At 44.3% G+C, this 15334-nt stretch carries 14 protein-coding genes; 6 read left to right on the forward strand and 8 right to left on the reverse strand.

Going from position 1 to position 15334, the window contains the following annotated elements:
• Nucleotides 1-55: 55 nt before the first annotated feature.
• Entirely contained in the window at nucleotides 56-256 is a 201-nt protein-coding gene (locus GVN16_RS10065; RefSeq protein WP_166563752.1) for a DUF4177 domain-containing protein, read from the reverse strand.
• A 316-nt stretch (nucleotides 257-572) separates the two neighbouring features.
• Here GVN16_RS10065 and GVN16_RS10070 point away from each other — a divergent pair, with 316 nt between their 5' ends.
• From GVN16_RS10070 to GVN16_RS10080, 3 genes are all read left to right on the forward strand, one after another.
• The gene (locus GVN16_RS10070) at nucleotides 573-1169 is read left to right on the forward strand and encodes a collagen-like protein (protein ID WP_166563553.1); all 597 of its coding nucleotides are present in this window, start codon (nucleotides 573-575) and stop codon (nucleotides 1167-1169) included.
• Between the two features lie 125 nt (nucleotides 1170-1294).
• The gene (locus tag GVN16_RS10075; protein ID WP_166563753.1) at nucleotides 1295-1930 is read left to right on the forward strand and encodes a response regulator transcription factor; all 636 of its coding nucleotides are present in this window, start codon (nucleotides 1295-1297) and stop codon (nucleotides 1928-1930) included.
• On the forward strand, nucleotides 1927-3864 hold the full coding sequence (locus GVN16_RS10080) for a sensor histidine kinase (RefSeq protein WP_166563754.1): 1938 nt from the start codon (nucleotides 1927-1929) through the stop codon (nucleotides 3862-3864). The genes GVN16_RS10075 and GVN16_RS10080 overlap by 4 nt, the downstream gene beginning before the upstream one ends.
• Before the next feature lie 443 nt (nucleotides 3865-4307).
• On the opposite strand, the gene GVN16_RS10085 is transcribed toward GVN16_RS10080, so the two are convergent.
• The 3 genes from GVN16_RS10085 to GVN16_RS10095 all read right to left on the reverse strand — a co-directional run bounded on the left by GVN16_RS10085 (nucleotide 4308) and on the right by GVN16_RS10095 (nucleotide 6964).
• Nucleotides 4308-5348, reverse strand: a complete 1041-nt coding sequence (locus GVN16_RS10085) for a hypothetical protein (RefSeq protein ID WP_166563755.1) — start codon at nucleotides 5346-5348, stop codon at nucleotides 4308-4310.
• Between the two features lie 104 nt (nucleotides 5349-5452).
• Entirely contained in the window at nucleotides 5453-6352 is a 900-nt protein-coding gene (locus tag GVN16_RS10090) for a PD40 domain-containing protein (protein ID WP_166563756.1), read from the reverse strand.
• A 180-nt stretch (nucleotides 6353-6532) separates the two neighbouring features.
• Nucleotides 6533-6964 carry a hypothetical protein gene (locus GVN16_RS10095; protein ID WP_166563757.1) on the reverse strand — a complete coding sequence of 144 codons (432 nt, stop codon included), beginning with the start codon at nucleotides 6962-6964 and terminating at the stop codon, nucleotides 6533-6535.
• Nucleotides 6965-7215: 251 nt separating this feature from the next.
• Between GVN16_RS10095 and GVN16_RS10100 the strand changes: the two genes are divergently transcribed.
• From GVN16_RS10100 to ligD, 3 genes are read left to right on the forward strand one after another with little or no spacing between them, the layout of a single operon-like run.
• Nucleotides 7216-7995, forward strand: coding sequence for a Ku protein (locus GVN16_RS10100; RefSeq protein WP_166563758.1), 780 nt, complete (start codon nucleotides 7216-7218; stop codon nucleotides 7993-7995).
• A 4-nt stretch (nucleotides 7996-7999) separates the two neighbouring features.
• The gene (locus GVN16_RS10105; RefSeq protein ID WP_166563759.1) at nucleotides 8000-8617 is read left to right on the forward strand and encodes a DNA polymerase ligase N-terminal domain-containing protein; all 618 of its coding nucleotides are present in this window, start codon (nucleotides 8000-8002) and stop codon (nucleotides 8615-8617) included.
• Nucleotides 8593-10488: a DNA ligase D gene (ligD, locus tag GVN16_RS10110; protein ID WP_310587427.1), complete on the forward strand. Its 1896-nt coding sequence runs from the start codon at nucleotides 8593-8595 to the stop codon at nucleotides 10486-10488. Before GVN16_RS10105 ends, ligD begins: the two co-directional genes overlap by 25 nt.
• A 4-nt stretch (nucleotides 10489-10492) precedes the next feature.
• Here the strand turns inward: ligD and GVN16_RS10115 are convergent, their stop codons facing one another.
• The 4 genes from GVN16_RS10115 to GVN16_RS10130 all read right to left on the reverse strand — a co-directional run bounded on the left by GVN16_RS10115 (nucleotide 10493) and on the right by GVN16_RS10130 (nucleotide 15275).
• Nucleotides 10493-10984, reverse strand: coding sequence for a CinA family protein (locus GVN16_RS10115; RefSeq protein WP_166563761.1), 492 nt, complete (start codon nucleotides 10982-10984; stop codon nucleotides 10493-10495).
• 79 nt (nucleotides 10985-11063) lie between these two features.
• Nucleotides 11064-12008, reverse strand: coding sequence for a PD40 domain-containing protein (locus tag GVN16_RS10120; RefSeq protein ID WP_166563762.1), 945 nt, complete (start codon nucleotides 12006-12008; stop codon nucleotides 11064-11066).
• 664 nt (nucleotides 12009-12672) lie between these two features.
• Nucleotides 12673-14307, reverse strand: coding sequence for a M1 family metallopeptidase (locus tag GVN16_RS10125; protein WP_166563763.1), 1635 nt, complete (start codon nucleotides 14305-14307; stop codon nucleotides 12673-12675).
• Between the two features lie 152 nt (nucleotides 14308-14459).
• Nucleotides 14460-15275 carry a hypothetical protein gene (locus GVN16_RS10130; protein ID WP_166563764.1) on the reverse strand — a complete coding sequence of 272 codons (816 nt, stop codon included), beginning with the start codon at nucleotides 15273-15275 and terminating at the stop codon, nucleotides 14460-14462.
• Between the last annotated feature and the right edge of the window lie 59 nt (nucleotides 15276-15334).

Here is a 15334-nt window from a genome sequence, read left to right on the forward strand (position 1 = left end):
TGATAGATTTGATAATTCTCCCCAAAAACTAAGACCGTTTTTGGGGAGAATGGTCTTAAATGTCTTTTTCAAAAAACAGGTAAACATACAAGGCCAGGCCAAAGTTAGTCGAGTTGGTCGACGCCAGTTTGTACCCGTTTTTGGCATATTCATCCAGTTTTTCCTGGATTTCTTGTTTGGAGCTTTTCGCGATGTGCTCAGAATCAAGGGTGAGTTTTGAATAGTAAATGAGGGTTTCTACTTTGTATTCTTTCATAATTTTCCGGTGTTTGTAATTTATAGCAAAATAAGGGATTTTGTGCAATATACGATCACCGGGAAGGGATTATTCCTGGTAAGTTGCCCCAAATATCTCTGATTGCAATAGTGAGAGCAAATCACAACCATAAAGGCTTCCGGGAAACCGGAGGCCTTTATTATTCATGTTAAACCCTGCGAGGCATAAGGGGCTGACAGAACTTATCCATTCAATTTTAAAAACTACACCTTTTGGGGTATTTTTTAATATACTGTTTTTGGTTGATGTATGAGAACCGGCAGGTTCCGAATTTTGTACAAAAAAACAGACTACTATGAAAACAATTCTTATCTCAACCATCATTCTTTTTGTATTTGTTTTTAGCTCTTGTAAAGGTCCTCAGGGAGAGCCCGGACCGCAAGGGGCTACTGGTGCTACGGGGGCACAAGGCCCTGCCGGTCAGACCGGTTCGCCTGGGAAAGTGACTTTTTATGCTACAGAGTGGATCAAATCTGACGGCAAATTTTGGATTGAAGGATATGATGCAGCGACCTTGACCTCAAGCATGTCTCTTTTGGATGGTGCAATCAGTAAACTGACCCAGGCAGACCTGAATGGTGGAATAATCCTGGTTTACGACACCTATGAAGAAGACAAGTCCATCATAAATGCCTTACCTTATGACTTTGTTTTTGGAGATAACCATGTGTGGTTTTCTTACGGGGCATCCAGGCTGAATAATCAAAACGCTATCAATCTTTATGCTACCTTTACCAAAAACGTCGACCCTAAAAAGTTCTTTACAGAAACAATGGGAAAAGATTCATGGTACCGGGTGATTATTATCCCGGCACTCGCGGGAGCCAGATTGAAGAACCTGGATTTCAAAGATTATAATGCTGTTAAAGAGCATTTGGGGCTCAAAGATTAATCTGTGGATCAAAAGAGAGGTTTTTTATACAAACTATATTATTTTTGAAATGGGCAAGTGTTTTTTAATCAGAACAAAACGACCCCAAAGGCTCGCTGAAAACAGTATGTTTAAACTATTTTGATATGAATCTCCTCATTGCCGACGACCATCAATTGTTTCTTGAAGGACTTAATATGCTGGTTTCGAGGATTGAGGAGGTTCAACTTGTCAGGTTGGCCCGAAACGGTAAAGAGGTTCTGGATATCTGTAATGAACAGCCCATAGACCTGATACTGATGGATTTGGAAATGCCCCAATTGGGCGGTATAGAAGCTACTGAGATCATCAAGCGGGCTTTTCCGGACATCAAAATCATAGCCGTTACGATGTTAAATGATTACAACACCATCAGGAAAGTTCTCAGAAGCGGTATGGATGGCTATGTGGTGAAAAACCTCGGAATGGCCGAACTACAGAAAGCGATAGAGACTGTCATGAACGGGCAAATATATCTCAGTCCGGAAATTTCCAATATTCTGGCCATGGGTGTGGCCGGCCGAAAGCCTAATCATGCCTATTTACCCGATCTTACGAAACGTGAAAAAGAAATAATCAAATTAATTATTGAGGGGTTGACGAATGAGTTAATCGCTGAAAAGTTGTTTCTGAGTCCGTTGACCGTCAGCACCCACCGCAAAAATGTGCTATCCAAGTTAAACCTGAAAAATACTGCCATGCTTGTAAAATATTGTGGTGATAATCCTGAAGTATTGACATGAAAACTAAACTGCCTGTTTTCCTGGTTTTCTTTTTTACCGCATTGTGCTGTCGGGCACAATATGGTAATACGATAGATAGCCTGCTTAAGGTGGGGGAAAAAATGCAGCTGGACTCAAATAAAGTCAGGAACAGGCAAAGGATTTCGGAACTATACCGGGGAACAAACAACAAAAAAGCGGAGGAATTCGCCTTAGAGGCCATTCAGTTAGGAAAAAAGATTAAATGGTCAGCTCATTATCCCAGCCTTTACCTGAATCTTTCGAGAGTGCAGAATGTATTGGGCAATCATTCAAGTGCTATTAAAATTCTGGATTCAACCATAAAATATGCTGGAAATCAATCGGATTGTATTTGTGATCCGGCAGAATACCAACTCCAATATTTGTTTAATTATTCCTATTCAGGCCAGTATGACAAGGCTTATCAGCACGGCATAAAGGCCCTGAAATTGGCCGAAGAAACTAAAAACCAGAATCAGATAGCAAGAATAAACCTGAGGCTTGGTGAAGTCAGACAAAACCTGCATGATTTTGAAGGGGCTGTGAAAAATTATGAAACGAGTATGGAGGTGTGCAGGAGAAACAACTTCGAGGCCACTTTAAATTTAAACAGATGGATGCTGGCAAAGGTTTATATCGACCATTTTAAAGATCATCCCAAAGCATATAAACTACAAAAGGACTTGATTTTGTCTTACCGGGAGTTAAAAGATTCGGCACAGCTTTCGGGAGCACTGAACACCACAGCCAATGGATTGATTAAGAACTCAAGGTTCAGCGAAGCGAAGGTTCTTTTGCTGGAAGCATATCAAATAGCTCAAAAAGTAAACTATAAGCTATTCACCCAATATATTTGTTTTAACCTTGGCAAAGTTGCATTAACCGAGGGAAAATTCGATGAGGCAAAAAAGTACTTTAATGAAGGTCTGAAAATTGCAAAAGAGACAGATAATAAAGATGCCTTAGCTTCAGTTACCAACGATTTTTCTAATTATTATTTCGCCATCCATGATTTCCCGAAGGCCTTTTCTGCCGAATTTGAAGCAGAAAGCATTAAAGGCGATACAAGGGCAAAAGCAGTTATGAATTCAATGGCTGATGCAGAAGTGAAGTATCAAACTGAGGAAAAGGAAAAAGTGATTTTGGAGCAGGAACTTCAAATTGCCAATCAGAGGAACTGGATTTTAGGGGTGATCGGAGCGGCATTGATTACTTTGCTGGTCATTTTGCTATTTTATACCAACCGCCAGGCCAGACAAAAAGCCCAGTTTGCCGCCGAAAAGCTCAGGCTCCAAACCGAGAAAACCTCAGCTATCGTAGAGGCCGAAGAAACCGAACGCATAAGACTGGCAAAAGAATTACACGATGGGGTAGGCCCTATGCTTTCATTGGCCAAAATTCAACTCGAAACCGCCATGAACCAAACCCAATTCAATTCTATCGAACAAGAATCTTTTTTTAAAAACGCAAACACCATGATAGACGACGCAGCAAACGAAATCCGTACGGTTTCTCATGATTTGATGCCCAATGCCCTTTTAATGCACGGTCTTGTAACTGCAGTACGGGAGTTTGTGAACAGGCTGAGCCTCACGGGAAAAGTAAAAGTATCTCTCGATATAGCCAACCTTGATGAACGTCTGCCACAGTTAACCGAAACGGTGTTGTACAGGGTTCTTCAGGAATTGATTGGCAACATCATAAAACACTCGGAAGCCGCCAGCGTACAGATTCAATTGGTTCGCCATACCAACGAACTAATCATGATGATTGAGGACGATGGAAAAGGTTTTGATACATCACAAATGGCTAATTTTAAGGGTATTGGGTTGAAAAATATCATTTCTAGAGTTGACTTTTTAAACGGAAAAGTGAATTTCGACTCCAACCCCAACAGAGGTACCACGGTTATTGTGGAGGTTCCTTTGGTGTGAAACACGAAGGGTAAATGACTTCATGTCAGTCCATCTTTACTCCGTCCGGCTTATTGGTGAAAAACCGTTGATTCATTTCCTTGAGCTACGCCGTCAGGATTTTCCATCCTTCGCGGCTGGTGTTTCTGACTTAGATCTTCCGGTCTTCTTCTTTGCCGGTAGGATTGAAATAAATGAGGGTGTCTACTTTGTATTCTTTCATAATTTTCCAGTGTTTGTAATTTATAGCAAAACAAGGGGTTTTGTGCAAATTGCGGCTACCGGGAGAGGATATTCCCTGAACGTGAAAAGCAAATGTCCGTATTATTTAATAGTAAGGAAAGCCGAAGCTCATTTCTTACCATATGTCTTTAGAGTATCAATCATATTTATAAAAAAAGACTCTATTATTTATCAGCCATTTTGAAAGTACTTTTAAGTTTAGCTAATTTTTTAAGTGTGATTTACTTTACAAAAACAGAGTAAACTACCGCGTTTTTTGTGCCGTCGGTAAGATTGGTAGCAACTCCATTTTTCCAGATTTTAGCTACTGTCTTGGAATCATATCCGTCTTTTCGTTCAAAACCTCCGACATATATATCCTGGCCGCTGACATAAATGGAGTTTGCCTCGGCCTCTTTTGTTCCGTCAGTGAGATCAGTAATTACTCCATTTTTCCAAGCTTTAGCCTTATATACTCCCGTAAAAACACGGCCTGATACGTATATGTCTTGATTTCCGATACATATGGAGTTTGCTTCGGCAATAAATTCACCGTCAGTAAGGTTTATGGCCACACCATTTTTCCAAACTTTAGCTATGGTAGTTGTTTTATTATTTTCATAGCTTGCTACGAAGCCGGCCACGTAAACATCGTTATTATGAACAAATATGGATTTGGCTTGGGATATTTGCTTTTCATCGATGTTTCCGTCGATATTGATTGCCACACCGTTTTTCCAGACTCTGGCTAAATAACGGGATTTAGCAGTAGATTCAAAACCTGCTGCATAAACATCTCCTCCACTAACAAATACGGAATTTACATCAGCCTTTGTTTCTCCGTTGGTAAGATTGACGGCTACTCCATTTTTCCATATCATAGCTGCACAACCTGCTCCATATTCACATTCTTGACCTGCTACATAAACATCCTTCCCGCTGACAAATACTGAATTTGCCCTAGCGTAGTGCTTACCATTAGTAAGATTCGTAGCCACGCCGTTTTTCCAGACTTTGGCCATATACTCAGATCCTTTACCAGCGAAACCGGCCACATAAACATCAGAGTCAATTACAAATACCGCTGAAGCCTCTGAAAAATATGTACTGTCTGTAAGATAAGTTGCGACACCATTTTTCCAAAGTGTAGCAATGTTTCCTGATCCGTTTGATACAAGACCTACTGCATAAACGTCTTTAGGTACATCCGGTTCATCGTTTTTTTTACAAGTGGTAAATAAAATGGCACTTACGAAGGGAAGGATTAAGTTTTTTATTCTCATTAGGTAATAAGTGTCTGCTTTTGGGATAATTATTAAGACAAAGATAAAACCAATTGAAGAAAAACAGGGAGAACGGTTCAAAAATACGATTTTCTCACCGTCGCCTACCTCAACCCCTCCATCGCCTCCGCACTCACCCAGAAAATATCCCCGTCGCGGGAGAAGAACAGGTATTGGCCGTCGCTGCTTACAAAGGGGCAGAATTCGTAGCCTTCACTGTTGACTGCCGGACCCATGTTTTTGGCGGGTTGCCATTCGCCGGTTTTGCTCTTGAAACTGATGTAAAGATCACCCTTGCCCAGTCCTCCGGGGCGTTCGGTGCAGAAAATGAGGTATTGTTCGTCGGGTGACACAAAAACATCGGCTTCGTAATGTTCTGTATTAACTGCCTGACTTAGTTTCTGCGAAGGCTGGAATTGTCCCCCGGAATACTTCGAAAACCGTACGTCATAGTTTTTATCGTTAGCGGCATCTGTACCACCGTTGGACGAGAAATATATGGTGCCGTCATTCGTAAACGACATGTAATATTCGTTTTTGGCGGTGTTGATACCCGGCCCTGCATTCACAGGAACATCAGACCAGCCATCGTTTTTACGTTCGATGTACCAGATGTCAAAATCTTTTTTAGGTCCGGTGCCGTCGGCTGCACGGTCTGAAATAAAGAACAAACGCTGTCCGTCCGGCGACAGGAAAGGGTCGTTGTATTCATATTTATCACTGGTAATGACTGTTTTCGGGGCTGTCCAGCCATTGTTTTCAAAACGGACGCAGCGAATCTGCGGCTTGCCTTTGATGATCACCGCATAATAAAACTCCCTGCTGTCTTTGGAAAAAACTGACCCGTATTCATAGTGGTCTTTTAAAGAGACAGTGCCGGGAGCAAAGACCTTGGAGGTCAAACCGGGTGGCGGCTGGTTTAAATAAGCTGATGCAGATGGAACTGCGGTTTGAGCCAGCAATGTGCCGGAAGAAATCAGGATGATAGTAAGTATAGCTTTCATGTTAAGTAATGGTTGAAAACCCTGAAAATCTTAATGATAGTCAGGGTTTTACAAACATAATTAATTCAGGTGTTTTTAACTACTTTCGTAGTTCAAATTATTATTGGGTCTCCTGGTTCAGAGGTATTTTAAGACCTGGAAATCAGACATGCCGTAATCTTTAAGTGTAAGATAAGACTCTTAATCAACACAGTCAAAATAGTTTTTAAAGTAAAAGCTGATTTTCGCATTTTTGGGTACCTTGACCGGAATAAAATGAATGGAAATGTCCTTGGAATGCCGTATGCCAAACTCCAGGTCTTTTTCATACTTGCTGATCTTAGGTGCTTTGATGATCCGGTTGTATAAAGTATCAGACTTCGGATTGGTCACCACCAACCTGAATTCACAGTCCATATCATTGGTATATTTGAGATTACCACACCAATCTGAGTAATTGGAACTGACATGGAAGAAGTACATCCTAAGTTGTTGAGTCTGTACTTTTGTGGGATCGTCTATTGACCACGACTTCCATGGGGGCGGGAAGATCAGAAACGCAGCCCAAACAAACAGGAATACAACAAAGGCAGCCATTTTCAACAAGGTTTTATGAAATCTGTTCAGTCTCATGAATTTTGTTTTTGTGATGTTTCAGGCATGTCAGGCCATCTGAAAACACATGGTAAAGAAAAGCAATTAAAGCATGGGATTACTAATAATCGAATCTAAAGTTATTTAACGGTAATGAATATTTTTTACAGTGTTGGTTAATTTTCAATCTATCTGACTATTCCTGCATTTTGGTGAAAGTTTTAGCCTTTATTTGATATTTAGCCCCCACGGAACAGATTTTTAACCCCTTTTAAAAAAAGAAACCGCCTATGAAAGCCGTATGGAAAGGAAGTATAAGTTTTGGCCTGGTCAATATTCCGGTCAGGCTCTATACCGGGGTGAGTTCGCACCGCATCGAACTTGACATGGTCAGGGAAAAAGACCATTGCCCGATACAGTATGTACGCGTCTGTAAAAAAGATGGTAAGGAAGTGCCCTGGGAGGATATTGCCAAAGGATATCAGAAAGAAAACGGTGATTATGTAATCCTCGATAAGAAAGATTTTGAAAAGGCGGCTCCCGAACAGACCCACACTATCGATATTTTCGGGTTTATATTAGAGGATGAAGTGCCGTCCAAATACCTCGAAAAGCCTTATATCGCAGAGCCCACCAAAGAAGCCAAAAAGACTTATGCCCTCTTGAGGGAGGCCCTGAGAAAATCAGGGAAAGTGGGGCTGTGTAAATTTATCCTCAGAACGACCGAGCACTTGGGCATCCTGAAAGTGGATGAAGATGCCATCCTGCTGATCCAGATCCGTTTTGAAGATGAACTGGTGGATCCGGGTGAAACAAAACTGCCGGTGAATGTCGACATATCCAAACCCGAGCTTGACATGGCCCTTTCGATCATCAACCAGCTGACCGAACCTTTCGATCCGTCGAAATACAAGGATACTTATAAAGAAAAACTCGTGGAGATGATCAAAAAGAAAGCGGCCCTGAAGCCGGGAAAGAAACTGGAAGCTCCGGAGGAAAAAACGAAGCCTTCCGTAACCAATGATCTGCTCGAACAACTGAAAGCCAGTCTGGAAGCCATAAAAAATTAACGCCATGAAACTCGAGACCTATAACAAGAAGCGGGATTTCAGCAAGACCGCAGAACCCGAAGGCAAGACGGCAAAAAGCGGTAAAGAGCTCCGTTTTGTCGTACAGAAACATGATGCTTCAAGACTGCATTATGATTTCAGGCTGGAAATTGACGGGGTGCTGATCAGCTGGGCCGTACCGAAAGGGCCTTCGGCAGATACTTCTGTGAAACGCCTGGCCGTGCAGACGGAAGACCACCCGATGAGTTATATTGATTTTGAGGGACTGATCCCGAAAGGGCAGTACGGCGGCGGCACCGTGATGGTCTGGGACATCGGTACTTTTCATGCGGAAGGTTATGAGGATAGGAAGGAAAGTCACCAGGCGTTGAAAAAACAACTAAAAGACGGCGACATCAAAGTGGTGCTGAACGGCGAGAAAATGAAAGGCTCCTGGCATATTTTCCGCTTAAAAGACAAAGAAAAGGAATGGCTGCTCGTCAAAGGAAAAGATGAATATGCCAATGCAGAGGAGGAATTTGACCAGCATTCGGTCTTAACCGGAAGGGACCTGGCACAGATAGAGCAGAACATTCAGAAAGGAAGTCTAAAAAAAAAATTACTTTCTCTCCTGAAGATGTAGCCGATGCCAGGAAATTAAGTGAGTTTCCACATGGTTGGCGGCCCCAGCTCGCCACGCTTACAGATGCGGTGTTTGATAGCGAGGACTGGATTTTTGAAAAGAAATACGACGGATACCGTTGCCTGGTACAGATACAGCAGGGTAAAGCCGAGCTGGTCTCCCGCAACGGTCTGTCTTTTAATAAAAAATATCCTGCCCTGGTCAGGGCTTTTGAAAGCGTAAAAAACGACATGATCCTGGACGGAGAGGTGGTGGTGGAAGATAAAAAAGGAATAAGCCGTTTTCAGTGGCTTCAGCACCTGGACGAAGAGCCGGACCGCGGACGGTTAAAATGTTATGTGTTTGATATTCTTTACTTTAACGGGTTTGATCTTACACCTCTGAACGTCCTGCAAAGGAAAAAGATACTGGAGGCCTTGCTTCCTGCATCAGAAGAAATCATCTACTCCCCGCATGCGGTCGGAGAAGGTACCAAGGCTCTCGAAGACGTCATAAAACAAGGCGGCGAAGGATTGATCGCCAAAAAAATAGCTTCCGGCTACCATCCCGGCACCCGCAGTAAAGACTGGCTGAAGATCAAGATCAACCAGGAACAGGAAATGGTCATCGGCGGGTATACCGAGCCGCAGGGTTCAAGAACAGGCTTCGGAGCCCTGCTGCTGGGCTATTATGAAGACGGCAAACTGTTCTACTCCGGTAAAGTCGGGACGGGTTTTAACGAAACATGGCTCAGGGATTTTCATGAGCAGCTGAAATCTATGGAAATAAAGACCAGGCCTTTTGAAAACAAACCGGCAGAGCGTTTTGTCCATTGGGTAAAGCCGGAACTCGTAGCCCAGGTAAAACACAGCGGCTGGACAGAGGGCGGTTCCCTCCGTCACCCGGTGTTTGTGGCCCTCCGCACCGATAAAAAACCGGAAGAAGTGATCAGGGAAAAAGCTACAGGTAAATCAGAAAATACAGCAAACATGGAAACGACCAATATAGAAAATAAGAAAGGGGTGGAACTGAACTTCACCAACACGGAAAAACTGTTCTGGCCAGAAGAAAAAATAACCAAGGGGGATGTGATAGCCTATTATGAAAAAATGGCGGAATACCTCCTTCCTTTTGTGGTGGACAGGCCGCAGTCGCTACGCCGCAACCCGGACGGCATCAAAAATGAGGGTTTTTTCCAGAAGAATGTGGAGGGGGCAGTGCCGGACTGGATAGAGACCAAATCACTCAGATCAAAATCCACAGGCGAAACTATTGAATACCTTTTGTGTCAGGATAAAGAGACGCTGTTATTTATGGCCAACTGGGGCTGTATAGAGATCAACCCCTGGAGCAGCCGGGTGGGAAAGATCAACAATCCCGATTACATCATTTTTGACCTCGATCCCAACGGGGCGGACATCAAAGACCTGGTAAAAACCGCTAAAAAGGTCAAAGAAATACTGGACCAGCTGGGCATCACGGGTTATCTGAAAACTTCAGGGGGCAAAGGCCTGCACATTTTTATCCCGGTATTGCCCAAATATACCTATGACGAAACCCGTTCCGTTTCACACATGATCAGCGAGGCGGTCCACCAGGCCTTGCCGGATATCACCAGCCTGGAACGGAGCCCTTCCAAAAGAAAGGGGAAGATTTACCTTGATTTTTTGCAGAACGGCAAAGGAAAAACCATGGCCTGTGCATATTCACTGCGGCCGAGAGAAGGAGCTACAGCCAGCACACCCCTGGCATGGGACGAACTGACCGATCAGCTGAATGTCAAAGACTTTAACATCAGAACCCTGCCCGGAAGAGTGAAAGCAAAAGGTGATATCTGGAAGAATTTTTTCGGTGATGCAATGGACCTCAAAGACATCCTCCAAAGGAAATAAGGCTTTACTCCTGAGCGTCTTCGAAGTAATTGTTCAGTGAAATCCCGATATGTCTGACAGTCTTGATGATGATGTCTTCCGGGGAGCCGTCGAAAAAGAGTCTTTCAGCAAAAATCGTTTCCTTACCGTCTTTCAGGGCATGCACAAACATGGTCCCGACAGGTTTCTCCTTCGTTTCGCTGCCACCCGGGGTGGTCAGCCCGGTGATGCCGATGTGGACGTTGGCCGGTATCAGTCGGGACAGTCCTATGGTGATAGCTTCTGTCACTTGCCGGGATTCGGGCGTGTGCTCTTCAATCAGGTCATGGGATACACCCAGTACATCTTTTTTTAGACAGGCATCGTAACAGACCAAGCCCCCTTTGAGGAACTGTCCCGCGTCCGGTACGGTGGAGAATTCAAACACGGCCCTTCCGGCTGTGGCACTTTCGGCAAAAGCCAGGGTTATTTCTTTTCTGATCAATAGTAAACCTGCGGATTGAACTTCATTAATCATGGCGGTGGTATTTAAGTTTGTTTATGGTAAGCATAAAAAACCATTCCGCAGGAATACCCGCATGCCTCTCCGGAAGTGATTATTTTACAACAAAAACCGGGGCCTGCTGGTATTTATGTACGCCCGTAGTCAGCTGTTTAACCACCTTGGTTTTCCAGTTCATCAGCATGATCTCATAATGGCTCTGGTCTTTGTCAGTGGCGTCAAAGGCAAGCCACTGACCATCGGGACTCCAGTCGTGCCAGCCTTCAGAGACTTTATTGGTGGCCAGTTTCCACTGTTTTTTCCCGTCCGGAGTGACAGCATAAATGTTATGCATACCGTCCAGCATCGAAATGTAAGAGATAAATTTGCCGGACGGATGCCATCGGGGCGATCCCGCCTTATACCCGTTTTCGTTCTCTTCATTTCCCTTTTGGGGGTAAGTCGTCACTTGCCTGAGTTGGGTGCCGTCAGGGTTCATCAGGTATATTTCTTCGTTCTGAGTCCGGTCTCTCCGGTTTTTGCGGTAAGAGAGAGCAATCTGTTTTCCGTCAGGTGAAAACGACGGGTCCACATACATGGCTGCCGTATCGCTGGTGATCTGGCGGTAAGCCCCCGTTTCGGTATTGATAAAGAACAGCTGATATCGGAGGGTTCTGCCTTTTCTGCCCGAAACCACCGCCTCTTTACCCTGGTTTCTGAAACTCATCCAGCTGTCTTCCAGCTGCAGATCAGATACCTTTTGAGGGTTTTTGCCTTTAAAGTCTGTTTTGTAGAGGAAAAAACAACGGTAACAGGTGTCACGGTCGCTGATGAAATACAGGTCTTTCTGATAGGCCTTGTAGGTCCAGGCCACGTCTTTATGAGCGGATACATTCCGGACATTATGCCCGTCCATATCCATCGAAAAAACTTCATAGTTACTTTTTCCGGCACTGTCTTTAACAGCCACATTGTAGGCAATGGCGAAAGCCGGCTGGTTTTGTCCCGTCGCAGTCAGAGACCAGGCGGACAACACTATGGAAGTAATGAGTGATTTCATATAAGGGTATTTTAATGACCAGGTTTTTTAGGGAATAACTGAGCGAATATACACATTAAACAGATTTTGAGATATCTTCATGCCGGGCTTTTTCAGCTAAAGAATGCTTTCGGTCCCGGTTTTACAGAGCGACGTAAAGTTACGTTGGAGCGGTGTAAAGTTACGTTGGAGCGACGCAAAGTTACGTTGGAGCGGCGTAAAGTTACGTTGGAGTGATGTAAAGTTACGTTGGAGCAGTGTAAAGTTACGTTGGAGCGACGCAAAGTTACGTTGGAGCGATGTAAAGTTACGTTGGAGCGATGTAAAGTTACGTTGGAGCGGCGTAAAGTTACGTTGGAGCGGCGTAAAGTTACGTTGGAGCGGCGTAAAGTTACGTTGGAGCGATGTAAAGTTACGTTGGAGCGGCGTAAAGTTACGTTGGAGCGACGCAAAGTTACGTTGGAGCGATGTAAAGTTACGTTGGAGCAGTGTAAAGTTACGTTGGAGCGACGCAAAGTTACGTTGGAGCGGTGTTGAGGGGAGTATAAACGGGAGTGTAAACAGAACTGTGTCAAATGGTCGTCCTGTGATGAAGTTTCCTCTCTGCAGCCTGTCCGGACGGGCTTGAAAGGCCGGGCGGACTTAAACAGGGAAGAGAGGCGTCTGACAAGCGGAACAAACGGATTTAATAAATAGTCACTTTCTTAAAATAATACCCTTTCGGATCTATGACCGGCTGTGTTTTGCTGTTTATTCTGAAAGATTTCTGATCCTCTGTATTAACGGCAGTCTTTATTATTCCCTGGTCTGTGAGGATGTCCAGCGGCAGCGTCACAGGGCTGTTGAGCGTCTTCAGTTGGTAAGTCTCCGGACCGGTTTTATGAAGTTCAAAATCGAGTGTTTTGTTGGTCCTCAGGTAAAAATCAAACAAAGGACTGAGGTCTTTTCCTGAGGCATCACAGAAAAATTTCTGTACGTCTGCAGTCGTGAAAAAGCGGTCATACGGATACTTAAGGTCTGTAATGAACTTCCTGAGAGCCGGAAAAAACACGCTGTCGCCCATGACAAACCTCAAAGTATGCAGCAGAAACGCCCCTTTGTGGTAGATGTCGCCGTTGTACACCTGGGCCATGTTTAACCCTTCGCCCTGAACCACCGGTTTCTCATTGCGGATGGCCAGCTTAAAGCGGAGCATCAACGAATCATAAGCATTTTCACCCAGGGCTTCTTTGAAAAACAAGGCTTCTGCATAAGTCGCAAAGCCCTCCTGTATCCACATGTGTGCCCAGTCCTTATTCGTGATTTTGTTGGCCCACCATTCATGGGCAAATTCATGAAGCAGGTTGGCCGAATAGTCGACTCCGGGATACTGTTCATAGGTAAACCTGTCGCCGTAGGTGATCATGGTCTGGTGTTCCATGCCCGGGTTGGGTACCTGGGCTATCCCGATTTTTTCTTTGACCCAGGGATATTCACCAAAATATTTTTCCATGATACGGGTATCCCGTTGCCTGATGTCGATGACTTTTTCTGCATGGGCAAGGTCTTCTGCCAGGACATAAAACTCAATGGGAACTGTATGGCCTTCAATGGTGGTGTAAGGACGCCTGACCACTTCATATTTGGCAATGTTAAACACAACGCAATAATTACTGATGGTATATTGGGTTTTCCAGTGCCAGGTCGATTTGTTTTTCAGGTCTTTTACGCTTTGTAAAAGCCCCGGCCCGGCTACCGAAAGTCCCTTCGGAATGGTGATAAACAGGTCGACACCCTCATTGGGCTCGTCGCTTGGGTGATCTTTGCAGGGGAAATACACTTTTCCTCCTTCCAGCTGGCAGTTAATGACCACCCAGGGGTTGTTGCTTTTGTCTTTTGTCCAGGTAAAACCACCTTTCCAGGGTGGTCTTACGGCTACCGGGGGCTTACCGCCATAGCTGATTCTGATGACCTGTTTTCCTGCTTCGAAACGGTTTTTGCCGGTGATAAGAACAGAATCACCTTTCTGAACAAAAGATTGCTTTACCTTGCCGGCTTCAACCTGGCGGACCGTAAGAAAATGAACAAGGTCGAACAAAAGCGTATCGGTGGGCTGAGACAGATTCAGGTCAATTTCCACATACCCCTCGATGGCCTGTCCGGGAATGTCCACGTCCAGCACAAGTGTATAATGACGGATATCCATGATGGCCTGCAAAGGCTTTAGTTTTCCTCCCGAACTCATGTAGCTGATGTCCCTGTTCTGGGCTTTTAATGGAGCTGAAACAGTCAGCAGGAATACCGTTATAAAAGAAAGTACAGCAGGTCTTATGTTTCGCATCGTTGACATTTGATAAAAGTATTTTCCGGCAGTTTTCAGGGGTAGGAAAAAACAAAGTTTCCTTTTAATAAAGATAGAAAATATCCTGTAAAATAGCTCTGCAAGTCAGTTATTTATCTCATGGCTGTGCCGGTTTCAAAGTATCTGGGGCTTTATTTTAACGAGGTTCTGTTCAACAACGCAATACCCAGCCAGTAGGAAGGGGCCAAGGCAATAGCCGGAACCATGAACGGGAAGTAAAATGCAGGTCCCCGGAGAAGGAACATCGTACAGAATCCCACTGAAACCACACAAAACAAAACCAGTATCGCTGTGACCCATCTGCTAAAGACAGATTGGTTGTACAGGATGATGCCCGTCCATCCGGCTACGACGTAAAGCAGTATCCTTCCGGTGGCCCTCCAGGTATCATGGAAATCATAATTGGGAAAGAAATCGGCGGCATTTTTCCCGCTGCTGACCCAGGCCGTCAGTTTTGAGCTGAAACTGAAAGAGTCATAATAATCCCAGAGTGAAATAAAGAATGTGATCGCCAGCGGGATAAAAATCATTTTCCCCGCAAGGCTGAGTTTCGGCTGAAATGGCTTCAGAGATGTGATAACCCCGGCGGAAAACACGAATACAGCGATGATCAGCATGATATACCTGAACTTCTCTTCGCCGGTGGCCTGGAGCAGGTTTTCTCCTTCTTTGGGTGGTCCCATGTGCAGTGGCACCATCACCAGTATTCCCAGGATAAACAAGGACCAGGCAGGGATCAGCAGATTTTCCTGTGTCACCGGTGTATTTTTGAAGTTGATAAATACAGCCAGCAGTAAACAGAAAACAGCAATAAATCCGCAGGTCAGCAGATAGGATGAGAAATCATTGTAACCGACTTCGGTGCCTGAAATAATCTCGGGGAGAGGGGAGAACGGGACCAAAATTAAAATGATATTGACTAAAACGAGGGCAATTTTTTTGATCATAGTTCCTGATGTTTATATAGTAGACACACAAATCTTCTGTCATTGCAGAAAAGCAATGT

Source organism: Emticicia sp. CRIBPO (assembly GCF_009905725.1).
In the GTDB taxonomy this organism is placed as follows: Bacteria; Bacteroidota; Bacteroidia; order Cytophagales; family Spirosomataceae; genus Leadbetterella.

Bases quoted from the DNA above. Each gene is read 5' to 3' on its own strand.
- GVN16_RS10100 (WP_166563758.1), top strand. From the start codon at position 7,216: ATGAAAGCCGTATGGAAAGGAAGTATAAGTTTTGGCCTGGTCAATATT.
- GVN16_RS10080 (WP_166563754.1), top strand. From the start codon at position 1,927: ATGAAAACTAAACTGCCTGTTTTCCTGGTTTTCTTTTTTACCGCATTG.
- GVN16_RS10095 (WP_166563757.1), bottom strand. From the start codon at position 6,964: ATGAGACTGAACAGATTTCATAAAACCTTGTTGAAAATGGCTGCCTTT.
- GVN16_RS10085 (WP_166563755.1), bottom strand. From the start codon at position 5,348: ATGAGAATAAAAAACTTAATCCTTCCCTTCGTAAGTGCCATTTTATTT.
- GVN16_RS10120 (WP_166563762.1), bottom strand. From the start codon at position 12,008: ATGAAATCACTCATTACTTCCATAGTGTTGTCCGCCTGGTCTCTGACT.
- GVN16_RS10075 (WP_166563753.1), top strand. From the start codon at position 1,295: ATGAATCTCCTCATTGCCGACGACCATCAATTGTTTCTTGAAGGACTT.
- GVN16_RS10115 (WP_166563761.1), bottom strand. From the start codon at position 10,984: ATGATTAATGAAGTTCAATCCGCAGGTTTACTATTGATCAGAAAAGAA.
- GVN16_RS10130 (WP_166563764.1), bottom strand. From the start codon at position 15,275: ATGATCAAAAAAATTGCCCTCGTTTTAGTCAATATCATTTTAATTTTG.
- GVN16_RS10125 (WP_166563763.1), bottom strand. From the start codon at position 14,307: ATGCGAAACATAAGACCTGCTGTACTTTCTTTTATAACGGTATTCCTG.
- GVN16_RS10070 (WP_166563553.1), top strand. From the start codon at position 573: ATGAAAACAATTCTTATCTCAACCATCATTCTTTTTGTATTTGTTTTT.
- GVN16_RS10105 (WP_166563759.1), top strand. From the start codon at position 8,000: ATGAAACTCGAGACCTATAACAAGAAGCGGGATTTCAGCAAGACCGCA.
- GVN16_RS10065 (WP_166563752.1), bottom strand. From the start codon at position 256: ATGAAAGAATACAAAGTAGAAACCCTCATTTACTATTCAAAACTCACC.
- GVN16_RS10090 (WP_166563756.1), bottom strand. From the start codon at position 6,352: ATGAAAGCTATACTTACTATCATCCTGATTTCTTCCGGCACATTGCTG.